Genomic DNA, 12,954 nt, shown 5'->3' on the forward strand with positions numbered 1-12,954 from the left:
GATCACCCGAGTACACCCAGTACACGGGCGACCCTCCGCCTTGCGATGCACCGCACCAGACGCCGCGCGCTGATCCGACGCCAATTGTCAGACACGCCCTAGCGCCTCCCGTCCGGATCGGACCGGGCCCGCGGGCCCGGCACCGCACCCCGGTCCGGTCCGGCCCGGTCCGAACGGAAGATCCCAGCCGTACGCCGGCGCGGAGGCGATCCGACGGCCTTCGCCCCACCGCACACCCCCGGCGTAGACCCCCGCCCCCCACGCCTTGAGCCGCGAACCTCGTCCGACATACCGAACACGAAGGACAGCTTGTGACGACCGACGCCTCCGCTACGGCCGCCCGTCGACCCGGTGAGCAGGTGCTCGCCGCGCTCGGACTGGGCGCGCCCGCCCCGGATCCCGCCGACACCTCCACCCACTCCTTCCCGGGCGGCGGCCGCTGGCGCACCGAGATCCCCTCGTGCGAGGGTCCCGAAGCGCTGGGCGTCGTGCTGAAGGAGGCCTCGCGGCTCGACGTGCCGATCCACCGGATCAGCCAGGGCAGCGGCGTGTGGATGCTGAGCGACGCCGAGATCACCGAGATGGTCGACGCGACGAACGAACGCGACATCGAGCTGTGCCTGTTCACCGGGCCGCGCGGCACGTGGGACATCGGAGGCTCGACGCGCACCGACTCGCGCGGCGGGGGCCTGCGGGCCCGCGGCCACGACGCGGTCGCCGGATGCGTCGAAGACGCCGTGCGGGCCACGGAGTTGGGCGTGAAGTGCCTTCTCGTCGCCGACGAGGGCGTGCTGTGGACGCTGCACCGGGCGCGGGCGACCGGCCTCATCCCGGCCGACACCACGCTCAAGGTCTCGGCGCTGATCGGCCCCGTCAACCCGGCCGCCTACGCGGTCTACGAGCGGCTGGGCGCCGACTCGGTCAACGTGCCCAGCGACCTGACGCTCGATCACCTCACGCAGATCCGGAGGGTTTCGGGCGCTCCCATGGACATGTACATCGAGGCCCCCGACGATCTCGGCGGGTACGTCCGGATGTACGAGGTCGCCGAGCTGATCCGGCGCGGCGCACCGCTGTACCTGAAGTTCGGCCTCTCCAAGGCCCCCGCGATCTATCCGTACGGCCACCACCTGCGCGAGGTGACGCTGTCCACGGCCCGCGAGCGGGTGCGGCGCGGCCGGCTGGCCCTCGACCTGCTGGCGCGGCACGGGGCGGACGGTCACATGGCCCCGCTCGGCTCCCGGCTGCCCGGCGAACTCAACAGGTTCGACATCCAGTCATAACGTTACGGAAACCCCGCTTCACAGAAGACGACACAGGCGCGCAGAATCCCACACACCTCTCCTCGGTCCTCGGGGAATCCGCCGGGAGCGCCTGCGCACCGCGAGACCGAACGAACCCTGCACACACATCAAGGATGATGATCATGGGTAACCGCAGAGCCGCACTCGCCGCCGTCGCCGGCGCCGCCTCCCTCGCCCTGACCCTGTCCGCCTGCGGCCAGAGCGGCGAGGGCGGCAGCGAGGAGAACAAGGCCGACAGCAAGGGCGGCACGATCGGCATCGCGATGCCGACCAAGTCCTCCGAGCGCTGGATCTCCGACGGCAAGAACGTCGAGAAGGACCTCCAGGCCAAGGGCTACAAGACCAAGCTGGTCTACGGCGAGGACAAGCCCGACCAGCAGGTCTCGCAGATCGAGAACCTGATCGCGCAGGGCGTCAAGGCGCTGATCGTCGCGGCGATCGACAACAAGTCGCTCGACAACGTTCTCCAGCAGGCCAAGGACGCGGACATCCCGGTCATCTCCTACGACCGCCTGATCCTCGGCAGCGAGAACGTCAGCTACTACGCCTCCTTCGACAACTCCAAGGTCGGCGAGCTCCAGGCGAACTACATCGTGGAGAAGCTCGGCCTGAAGAGCGGCAAGGGCCCCTTCAACATCGAGCTGTTCGCCGGCTCCAACGACGACAACAACACCAAGTACTTCTTCAGCGGCGCGATGAGCGTGCTCCAGCCGTACATCGACAGCAAGAAGCTCGTGGTGCGGTCGGGCCAGACCCAGCTCACCCAGGTGACCACCCTGCGCTGGGACGGCGCCACCGCCCAGCGCCGCATGGACGACATCCTGACCAAGTCGTACAAGAGCGAGAAGGTCGACGCGGTCCTGTCGCCGTACGACGGCATCTCCATCGGCATCCTGTCGGCGCTGAAGTCCGACAACTACGGCTCCGCGAACAAGCCGCTGCCGGTCCTCACCGGCCAGGACGCCGAGCTGGCCTCGGTGAAGTCGATCATCGCCGGCGACCAGACGCAGACCGTCTACAAGGACCTGCGCGAGCTGGCCAAGGTCGCCTCCAACATGGTCGACGCGGTCCTGAACGACAAGGAGCCCGAGGTCAACGACACCAAGACCTACAACAACGGCGCCAAGGTCGTCCCGGCCTACCTGCTGGAGCCGGTCAGCGTGGACAAGACCAACTACCAGAAGGTCCTGGTCGACGGCGGCTACTACACGGCCGACCAGCTCAAGTAGCCCCCGCCCCCTAAGGATTGGAAGGCACGACCATGGCGGGACCCGTCCTGGAAATGCGCTCGATCGTCAAGACCTTTCCCGGCGTCAAGGCGCTGTCGGACGTCTCACTGACCGTCCGGCAGGGCGAGGTCCACGCCATCTGCGGGGAGAACGGCGCCGGCAAGTCCACCTTGATGAAGGTGCTCTCCGGCGTCCATCCGCACGGGAGTTACGAGGGGGAGATCCTCTTCGAGGGAGAGGTCTGCCACTTCAAGGACATCAGGGCGAGCGAGCAGCACGGCATCGTGATCATCCACCAGGAGCTGGCGCTGGTGCCGTTCCTGTCGCTGGCGGAGAACATCTTCCTCGGCAACGAGCACGCCAGGCGCGGGCTGATCGACTGGAACCGGACCCTGCGGCACGCCTCCGAGCTGCTGCGCCGGGTCGGTCTGAGCGATCACCCCGAGACCCGCGTCGCCGACATCGGCGTGGGCAAGCAGCAGCTGGTGGAGATCGCGAAGGCGCTGTCGAAGGAGGTGAAGCTGCTCATCCTCGACGAGCCGACCGCGGCCCTCAACGACGAGGACAGCGGCAAACTCCTCGACCTGATCCTGGAGCTGAAGAAGCAGGGCATCACCTCGATCATCATCTCCCACAAGCTGAACGAGATCCGCAAGGTCGCCGACTCGGTGACGATCATCCGCGACGGGCGGTCCATCGAGACCCTCGACGTGAAGGCCGCGGACACCACCGAGGACCGGATCATCTCCGGCATGGTGGGCCGCGACCTGGACCACCGCTTCCCCGAGCGGACCCCGCACGAGGCCGAGCAGGGCGCGGCCCCGGCCCTGGAGATCCGCAACTGGACCGTGCACCACCCGATCGACCAGCAGCGCAAGGTGGTCGACGACGTGTCGATCCACGTGCGGCGCGGGGAGATCGTCGGCATCGCGGGCCTGATGGGCGCCGGCCGCACCGAGCTCGCGATGAGCGTCTTCGGGCGGACGTACGGCCGGCACGCTGCCGGCACGGTCCTCAAGGACGGCGCGGAGATCCGCACCAAGACCGTCCCGGAGGCGGTCGGGCACGGGATCGCGTACGTCACCGAGGACCGCAAGCACTACGGCCTCAACCTCATCGACACCATCAACCGCAACATCTCGCTCAGCGCGCTGGGCAAGGTCGCCAAGCGCGGTGTGGTCGACGAGCACGAGGAGCGGCAGGTCGCCGAGCGGTACCGCACGTCCATGAACATCAAGGCGCCGACCGTCTTCGAGCCGGTGGGCAAGCTGTCGGGCGGCAACCAGCAGAAGGTCGTCCTCAGCAAGTGGATCTTCGCGGGTCCCGACGTGCTGATCCTGGACGAGCCCACGCGCGGCATCGACGTGGGCGCCAAGTACGAGATCTACACGGTCATCGACAAGCTGGCCGCCGAGGGCAAGGCGGTCGTCTTCATCTCCTCCGAGCTGCCGGAGCTGCTCGGCATGTGCGACCGCATCTACACGATGGCCGCGGGGCGGCTGACGGGTGAGTTCCCGCGGGCCGAGGCCACGCAGGAATCGCTGATGCGTCAGATGACGAAGGACAAAGAGGTAACCCGATGAGCACGGATGTGACCGCCAAGAGCCCGGCCCCCGCGCCGCCCGGCAAGAGCGGGGGCGCGGCGGGCGGGGGCCTGCTCCAGCTGGTGCTGGACGGCATGCGCCGCAACATGCGGCAGTACGGCATGCTGATCGCCCTCGGCCTGATCGTGGCGCTGTTCGCGGTGTGGACCGACGGCGACCTGCTGCTGCCGCGCAACGTCTCCAACCTGGTGCTGCAGAACAGCTACATCCTGATCCTCGCGATCGGCATGATGCTGGTCATCATCGCGGGCCACATCGACCTGTCGGTCGGCTCGCTGACCGCGTTCGTCGGCGCCTTCGCGGCCGTGCTGACGGTGCAGCACGACGTCTCCTGGCCCGTCGCCGTGGTGCTGTGCCTGATCGTGGGCGCCGTGGCGGGCTCGGTCCAGGGCTTCTTCATCGCCTACCTCGGCATACCGTCGTTCATCGTCACCCTCGCCGGGATGCTGACCTTCCGCGGTGTCACGGAGATCCTGCTGGAGGGGCAGACCCTCGGCCCCTTCCCCGGCGGCCTGCAGAAGATCGGCAACGGCTTCCTGCCGGAGACCGGCCCCGAGACCAACTACCACAACCTCACGCTGCTGCTGGGCATCGTCCTGATCGCGTTCGTGGTCCTCCAGGAGATCCGGGACCGCAAGCGCCAGCAGGAGTTCTCGCTGGAGATCCTGCCGCGCAACATCTTCCTGCTGAAGCTCGTCGCGATCGTCTCCGCCCTGCTCGTCGTGACCCTGCTGCTCGCCAGCTACAAGGGCGCGCCGATCGTGCTGATCATCCTGGGCGTGCTGGTGGTCGGCTACGGCTACGTGATGCGCAACTCGATCTTCGGACGGCACATCTACGCGATCGGCGGCAACCTGCCGGCCGCGAAGCTGTCCGGCGTCAAGGACAAGAAGGTCACCTTCTACGTCTTCCTGAACATGGGCGTGCTCGCGGCCCTGGCGGGTCTGGTGGTCGCCGCCCGCCTCAACGCGGCCTCTCCGAAGGCGGGCCTGAACTACGAACTCGAGGCCATCGCCTCGGCGTTCATCGGTGGCGCGTCCATGAGCGGCGGTGTCGGAACCGTCCTCGGCGCGATCATCGGCGGTCTCGTCCTCGGCGTGCTGAACAACGGCATGAACCTCCTGAGCGTCGGCACCGACTGGCAACAGGTCATCAAGGGCCTCGCCCTGCTGGCCGCGGTCGGGTTCGACGTGTGGAACAAGCGCAAGTCCGGTTCGTAAGTCAGTTCGGGCCCCGTCGGACCAGCCGGCGGGGCCCGGCCCTTATCGAGGGAGCCGCACATGGAACTGAACCGACGCACGGTCATCGCGGGAGCCGCGGCCGCGGGCATCGCCGCGACCACGCTCGGCGGAACGGCACACGCCACCGGTGGCACCGCTCACCCCACCGGCGGCAGAACACCGGTGAGGAAGCCGTTCGGCACGCTCGCCGACGGCACCGAGGTGCACAGCTGGTCCCTGTCCAACGGCGGCACGCGCCTGAAGGTCCTCTCCTACGGCGGCATCGTCCAGTCGCTGGAGATCCCCGACCGGCACGGCCGGTACGAGAACGTCTCGCTCGGCTTCGACGACCTCGCGGACTACGTCGCGAAGTCGCCGTACTTCGGCGCGCTGATCGGCCGCTTCGGCAACCGGATCGGCAAGGGCCGGTTCACGCTGGACGGCACGGCCCACCAGATCGACGTCAACGACGGCGAGAACACCCTGCACGGCGGTTCCCGGGGCTTCGACAAGCGGGTGTGGGACGTCGAGCCGTTCACCAAGGGCTCCGACGTCGGCCTGCGCCTGTACTACACGAGCGTCGACGGGGAGATGGGCTACCCCGGCACGCTCCGGGTGAAGGTCACCTACACCCTGACCCGGCACGGCGACTGGCGCATCGACTACGAGGCCACCACCGACAGGGCCACCGTCGTCAACCTGACCAGCCACGTCTACTGGAACCTCGCCGGCGAGGACAGCGGCTCGATCCACGGCCACCAGCTGAAGATCGCCGGTTCCCGCTACACACCCGTCGACTCGGGGCTGATCCCCACCGGCGAGCTGGCGAGGGTGGCCGGCACCCCCTTCGACTTCCGCCGCACCAAGACCGTGGGCGAGGACATCCGCGTCGCCCACCAGCAGCTCCTGTACGGCCAGGGCTTCGACCACAACTGGGTCCTCGACAAGGGGATCACGGCGGCTCCGGTGCCGGTGGCCACCCTGCGCGACCCGTCCTCGGGCCGCACGATGACGATCTCCACCACCGAGCCGGGCCTGCAGTTCTACTCGGGCAACTTCCTCGACGGCACGCTCGTCGGCAGCGGCGGCACCGTCTACCGCCAGGGCGACGCGCTCTGCCTGGAGACGCAGCACTTCCCGGACTCGCCGAACAAGCCGTCGTTCCCCTCGACGGTGCTGCGGCCGGGACAGACGTACCGCACGACGACGGTCCACTCGTTCGGCCGCTGACCCGCCGGCCGGGGGCGGGCCGCCCCCGGCCGGCGGCCACACCTACACCGGTGGGACACGCTGTCCCACCGACCTGCCGACGGTTGAACGGCGCCGCCGCGGCATCCGTATGAAGAGGTGGCCCGCGCTCCCCCGCGCGGGCCACCCACATGACGACGGACCCGGTCCTCCCCGCCGGGTCCGCCCCATACGGAGGTTCCATGGCCGACAACGTCACCTCGTTGTTCCGCAGCACCGCCGCGCACAGCCCGTCGATGGCGGCGCTGACGCGGGAGGGCGGCGACGGGGGCGGCCCGGTGGACTTCTGCATCCCCTGCAACCCGTACTTCCCCACGCCGCAGATGTTCGACGACATGGCGGCCCGGCTGCGGGACATCATCACGTACTACCCGAGCAGCGCCGACACGATCACCGCCGAGCTGTGCAGCCTGCTCCAACTCCCCCCGCAGGCCGTCGCGATGGGCAACGGCTCCACCGAGCTGATCACCTGGATCGACCACCTGCTGGTGCGCGAGTCCCTCGCCGTCCCCGTCCCCACCTTCGGCCGCTGGACCGACCAGCCCATGGAGACCGGCAAGCGGGTCGACATGTTCCCGCTCCAGGAGTCCAGCGGTTTCGCCCTGGACCTCGCGCAGTACGCCGAGTTCATCCGCGCGCGCGGCACCCGCGTCGCCGTCGTCTGCAACCCCAACAACCCCGACGGCGGGTTCCTGCACAAGCACGCCGTCGTGCAGTTCATGGACGCGATGGCCGACCTGGACCTGGTGATCATCGACGAGTCGTTCCTGGAGTTCGCCGACGCGGAGAGCGAACCCTCGGTGGTCCAGGAGGCGATGCTCCGCCCGAACGTCGTCGTCCTGCGCAGCCTCGGCAAGAACTTCGGCCTGCACGGCATCCGCTTCGGCTACCTCGTCGCCAACCCGGCCCTGGCCGGGCGCGTGCGCTCCATGCTGCCCAAGTGGAACCTCAACTCCTTCGCCGAACACGTGGTGTTCATGCTGAAGGAGCACGGCCCCGAGTACGCCCAGAGCCTGCTGCAGGTACGCCGCGACCGCCTCGACATGGCCGGCCAGCTCTCCGCGCTGCCCGGTCTGACCGTGTACCCCTCCCAGGGGAACTTCCTCTTCGTCCGCCTCCCCGTGGGCGCCGAGGGGACGGTCGTGCGCGACCGGATGCTCACCGAGCACCGGATCCTGGTGCGCGAGTGCGGCAACAAGATCGGGTCCTCCAGCCGCTTCCTGCGGCTCGTGGTGCGCCCCCAGGTGGACGTGCGCCGCCTGGTGTCCGGCCTGGAACAGGTGCTCTACGGGACCAGGAGGGGAGCCGCCGTACCGGAGCCGGTCGACGGGTTCGGCTACAGCTCCGGTACGGCGGCGGTGGACCGGCTGGTGGGAGCGACGAACGGGGCGGGCCTGCAGGGGCTCGCGGCGCAGGCGCAGGCACAGTCGTCGGGGGGCGGGGCCCCGATGCCCCCGCCCGCGGCCGTGCCCCCGCCCGTGGCCGTGCCCGCCGCGCAGGTTCCGGCACCCGCACCGCTGCCGACGCCGCTGCCTGCGCCGGTGCCGGCAGCGGCGCAGGTGTTCCCGCAGTCGGTTCCGGCGCCGGCGCCCGCGCCCATGCCCGCGGCGGCCGCCATGGCTCCGGTGCCGCCGCCGATGCAGGTGCCCGCACCCGTGCCCGTGCCGACCGTTCCGGCGGCGGCGGAGCCTCAGCTGGCACCGGCGATGGTCACCCCGGCCGCTCCGGCCGCCGGGCCGATGGGCGGCCCCGGCGGGCCGACCCCGCCGGGGGTGCCGGCCCGCGGTGGCCTGACGGCCGCGCAGGTGCGGGGCACGAACGGGCTGTCGCCCGCGGCGGCCACCGGCTGGCCGAACGCCCAGAGCTGGCCCAACCCGGCGGGAATGGGCCAGGTCGGCTGACCCCGGCCGCTCCCGGGGCTCCCGGCCCCCCTTCCCCGGCCCGTGCCCACCCACCAGCCGACTCGGTGGGACGAGGAGCGGCGGTCGGGCCGGCCGCCACCGCGGGCACGGTGGTGCCCGGCCGGCGGGCGGTCGGACGCCCTACCGACGCAGCCCCGTGCACGAGCCGGGGTGGTCCCGCGCGCGAGCCGGGGTGCCCTCGCGCACGAGCCGACGCGGCCCTACGCGCGAGCCGAGGTGTCCACGAGGACGGCCGGCCCGCAGCGTCGCGGAACTTTCGAGAACGCTTCCCCTGCGGCGGGTGTCCGTCTTCCGGCACCGCCCCGGCCGCCGGGGCACTAACCTGATCCCCGATCACCGAGCAGGCCGGTCCGACCGCGGAGCGTCACCGGGGGCACGCCGGGATCACCGGTCACCGGGGGATGCATGGCCGACGAGGAGCAGCAGCGGGAGCACGGCGAAGGAGACGGCGAAGGAGACGGCGAGGGAGACGTCGCGGGGCTCCGGGCCTGGGCCGCCGTCGCCGTTCGCCAGGCGCACGAGCTGTGGCCCCGGGCGCGAGAGGATCCGCGGTCGGCCGCGTTGCGGTTCGTGATCGAACACCTGGCCGTCCTCGAGAGGCTGTTACCGGAGGGGGACCCGGCCCGGCCGGCCGTCGTGACCTGGCTCGGACTGCTGATGCAGGCGCGGCTCCAGGGGCTGCCGGACGCCGATCCGCGGGAGCGGGCTGCCGCCCTGAGCCATCTGCGGTGGGCCGACCGCGCCGGACCGCTGGACGACCGGCTCGCCATGGCGGCGCGGAGCCACCTGGCCCTGCTGCTCGTTCCGCCGGGCATCCCTCCGGAGGTGCGCGACGGCTCGGCTCCGCCCGCCCTGGCCGAATCCCTGCGGGAGCGGCTGACCGAGGCCATGGACGTGCTGGCACGCGTCGTCGTCGGGGACCTGACGGCGCGGGAGCCGGTGATGACCGTCATGGAGCACGTCGCGACGATGCTGTCCTCGCTCCCCGGCCCGCCCGGCGGGAGCCCGCCGTCCTCGTCCCCGGCGAGCGGCGACGGGGAGGAGGCGGTGGAGCCGGCCCGTACGGCACCCGGTGGGGAGGCCGGGGAGGAGGCGGTGGAGCCGGCCGGCACGGCACCCGGACGGGAGGCCGGGGAGGAGGCGGCGGAGCCGACCGGTACGGCACCCGGTGGGGAGGCCGGGGAGGAGGCGCCGGCCGACGCCGTCCGGAGGGTGGCGGACTGGGCGGGGAGGCTCGCGGAGCGGGCGCGCCGGGACGCGGCGGGTTTCGCACGCCTGTTGGAGTGGCTGTGCGTCACCGTGAACGACCCCCCGGTCTCCCCGGCGGACGCCGACCGGGAGCTGGCGGAGGTGGGCCTGGGCCGGCCGGAGTTCGCGCCGTTGCGCGAGCTGCTGGTCGCGCTCAGATCCGGCGGGCGGGACCCCCGGTCGCTCACCGAGCACGTCCGCGGCACCGCGCGGGCGGTCGGGGAGGTGCTGCTCGCCCTGCCCGTGGACGCACCCGAGCGGATCCGCGTCGCCAAGTTCCACGCCGCCCTGCTGGTGGCGGGGAACCTCCGGATGCCCGAAGCGCTGGACTTCGCCGAGGTGGACGCGGCCGCGATGCGGCCGGACCCCGACCCCGCGGCGCGTTCGGCCTGGCGGCGGAAGGGCAGCCTGGAACTGATCCTGCTGACCTCGATCGACAACCTGTGGACGTCGAACGGCGAGATCGCGCGCGTGGAGCGGAGCGCGGCATGGCTCCGGGAGTGGATCGATGCCCTGCCGGCGGACGGGGAGACGTCCGCCCGCCAGTACCTGACCGCCCTGCTGGCCCATCGCGTGGCCACCGCCGCCACGCTCGGCGGCAGCCTCCAGGACGACGCCACCGCCCTGTCGATGGCCCAGGGGCTGTCCGGCGCCGACGAACACGACGAGGTCCAGGCGCTGTTCAGGCTCTTCGCCGGTTTCCAGCTGGCCCGCCGCAGCCGGGACGGGGTCGCGCTGGCCCGCGTGACGGAGGATCTGATCCGGACGCTGAGCGACCGCTACCGGTCCCCCGCGCCCGACGCGGCCGCACGCTTCGTCATCACCGGCACCCTGGGCATGGCCTACGGCGAGCGCGCCCACCGCACCGGGGACCGGGCCGACCTCCGGGCCGCCGTCCGCCACCTGGGGGAGGCGGTGGAGATCGACCCGGCCACGGTTCCGCCGCTGTTCGCGGCGCACTTCCCCGTCACGCGGGCGCAGATGATGACCGAGCTGGCCCTGGTCGACCCCCGCCGGGAAGTCGTCGACCGCGCCACCGCGGAGGTCCACCGGGTGATCGGGGAATCGCGGACGTCGCCCTGGAACGAAGCCCAGCTACGGCTCGCCCTCGGCCGGGCCATGCTCCGCGCGACCACCCACCGCAGCGACCTCGGCCTGCTCGACCCGTGCATCGCCGAGCTGAGCCGGGTGCGCGCCCTGGCCGCCGAAGGCCACGCCCGGTCGTTGCACTTCGTGGTCCTGACGGAGCTGTCCACGGCCCACTGGACGAGCGCGGTGACCGGTGGCCCGCGTGAGGACCGGAAGGCGAGCCTGGACACCCGCCGTGAGGCACTGGAGCTCATGGCCGCCGACGTCCTCCTCCAACTCGGCGCCGAGCACGCCCTGTCGGTGGTCCGGGGCGCGACCGGCCATGTGGTGTGGCTGGCCCTGCGGTACGCCGAGGACCGCCGCCCCGCCGAGGCCGTGGAGGCGCTGGAACTGGGCCGGGCGCTGGTGCTCCAGACGGCCGCGGCGGCACACGGCGTGCCCCGGCTGCTGGCGGACCGGGGGCACGCCGACCTGGCCGAGCGGTGGCGGGCGCAGGCACCGTCGCATCCCCTCCGGTGGGGTCCGCGCGAGCGGAACCGGGCCGAGGGGGACGCGGGCGAAGGGGACGTGCGCGAGGGGCCTCCGGCTGAGGGGGACGCGGGCGCAGGGCGTCCGGCCGAGGGGGATCCGCTCCGGCCGGGGGGAGCGGCCGGGGTGACGGCCCCGGCACCGGCCCCGGTCCCGCCTCCGGCTCCGGGCGCTGAACTGCCGAGCAGCCTGCGGCGCAGGGCGCTCGCCGCCCTGGGGGCGGGGAACGGTACCGGCGCCCGGGAGTTGCTCGGCACTCCGGACGTCACCGCGCTGACCGCCGGGCTGGCCGCCTCGGGTACCGACGCGCTGGTCTACCTGGTCCCCGGCGAGGGCTTCCGCCCCCACGTCCCGGGATGCGCGCTGGTCCTGCGCCCCGGCGACTCCGAGCCCACCGTGCTCGCCCTGCCGCTGCTGCTCTCCCCCGGCAGCCACCCGCTGGAGCGTTACCTCGCCGCCGCCGCCGGCCGTTCCCGCACGGCGGCCGACCCCGACGCGTCGCACGCGTCGCGTAGGGCCGCCGAGACGGAATGGCAGGCGGCGCTGGGCGAGTTGTGCGACTGGGCCTGGCCCGCCGCCGTGGGGCCGGTCCTCGACTCCCTGCCGCCCTTCGGCCGGCCGCCGCGGATCGTGCTGGTCCCCTGCGGCCCCCTCGGGGTCGTTCCCTGGCACGCGGCGCGCAAGCACATCCCGCTGGGGGGTCACCGCTACGCCTGCCAGGACGCGGTGTTCAGCTACGCCCCGTCCGGTGCGCAGTTCCTGCGGGCCGCCGCCCGCGACCGGCTTCCCGCCGCCCGGGGCCAGGTGCTGGTCACCGACCCGCGGCTCAGTCTGGTGTGGGCCGAGTTCGAGACGGAGGCGCTGCGTTCGGCCTGCTACCCGGACGCCCGGCGCTACGGCGTGCTCGTGGAGGCCGAGGGCGCGCCGGACGCGCCGGGGAGCTGCGAGGACCTGCTGGCCGTGCTGCCGGGCGGCGACCGGCCGGCGGCGGTCGTGCACGTGTCCTGCCACGGTGTGGCCGGTCCGAGTCCCACGCGGTCGGCGCTGTCGCTGGCCGACGGCGAGCTGACCGTCGCCCGGATCCTGGACCACGCCGCGGACGCGGGGCCCGGCCCGGACGGCCCGGACGGCCCGCTGGTCGTGCTCAGCGCCTGCGAGACCGACCTGAGCACGGGCGACCACGACGAGGCGCTGACCCTCTCCACCGCCCTGGTCACCCGGGGCGCGGCCGACGTGGTCGGCTCCCGCTGGGCCGTCAGCGACCGCGCGACCGCGCTGATGATGGCCGTCTTCCACCACTTCCTCACCGGCCAGGACCTCGCTCCCGCCGAGGCGCTGCGCGCCGCCCAGCTGTGGATGCTCGACCCGGACCGCCGGCCCCCGCCCGGCCTGGGCGACCCGCTGGACCGCGTGGCGGCCCGCGCCGACCTGCACGAGCTCCACCTGTGGGCCGCCTTCACCCACCAGGGCAACCCCGCGACACGCTGAGCCCCGCCCGGGTCGTCGTTCCGTGGGCGGTGAGCGGTGTTCCCGGTTCCCGCGCGGATGCGTGACCGGCGGGC

General features: G+C 72.3%; 7 protein-coding genes. All 7 read left to right on the top strand.

Features of this window, described 5'->3' with window-relative positions; genetic code table 11:
- Positions 1–311 precede the first annotated feature (311 nt).
- The 7 genes from ACF09K_RS05100 (at position 312) to ACF09K_RS05130 (ending at position 12,880) form a co-directional block, all read left to right on the top strand.
- The gene (locus tag ACF09K_RS05100) at positions 312–1,283 is read left to right on the top strand and encodes a hypothetical protein (protein ID WP_392241126.1); all 972 of its coding nucleotides are present in this window, start codon (positions 312–314) and stop codon (positions 1,281–1,283) included.
- Between the two features lie 143 nt (positions 1,284–1,426).
- Complete coding sequence (gene chvE, locus ACF09K_RS05105; RefSeq protein WP_392241127.1) at positions 1,427–2,533, top strand: multiple monosaccharide ABC transporter substrate-binding protein; 1,107 nt, start codon at positions 1,427–1,429, stop codon at positions 2,531–2,533.
- Between the two features lie 32 nt (positions 2,534–2,565).
- Positions 2,566–4,116, top strand: a complete 1,551-nt coding sequence (gene mmsA / locus ACF09K_RS05110; RefSeq protein ID WP_392241128.1) for a multiple monosaccharide ABC transporter ATP-binding protein — start codon at positions 2,566–2,568, stop codon at positions 4,114–4,116.
- Positions 4,113–5,357: a multiple monosaccharide ABC transporter permease gene (gene mmsB / locus ACF09K_RS05115; RefSeq protein WP_392241129.1), complete on the top strand. Its 1,245-nt coding sequence runs from the start codon at positions 4,113–4,115 to the stop codon at positions 5,355–5,357. The genes mmsA and mmsB overlap by 4 nt, the downstream gene beginning before the upstream one ends.
- A 60-nt stretch (positions 5,358–5,417) precedes the next feature.
- Positions 5,418–6,587, top strand: coding sequence for an aldose epimerase family protein (locus ACF09K_RS05120; protein WP_392241130.1), 1,170 nt, complete (start codon positions 5,418–5,420; stop codon positions 6,585–6,587).
- A gap of 200 nt (positions 6,588–6,787) precedes the next feature.
- Positions 6,788–8,506: a pyridoxal phosphate-dependent aminotransferase gene (locus ACF09K_RS05125; protein ID WP_392241131.1), complete on the top strand. Its 1,719-nt coding sequence runs from the start codon at positions 6,788–6,790 to the stop codon at positions 8,504–8,506.
- Positions 8,507–8,932: 426 nt separating this feature from the next.
- The gene (locus ACF09K_RS05130) at positions 8,933–12,880 is read left to right on the top strand and encodes a CHAT domain-containing protein (RefSeq protein ID WP_392241132.1); all 3,948 of its coding nucleotides are present in this window, start codon (positions 8,933–8,935) and stop codon (positions 12,878–12,880) included.
- The last annotated feature ends 74 nt before the right edge of the window (positions 12,881–12,954 follow it).

This window comes from Streptomyces sp. NPDC014882 (assembly GCF_043081325.1).
GTDB lineage: Bacteria > Actinomycetota > Actinomycetes > Streptomycetales > Streptomycetaceae > Streptomyces.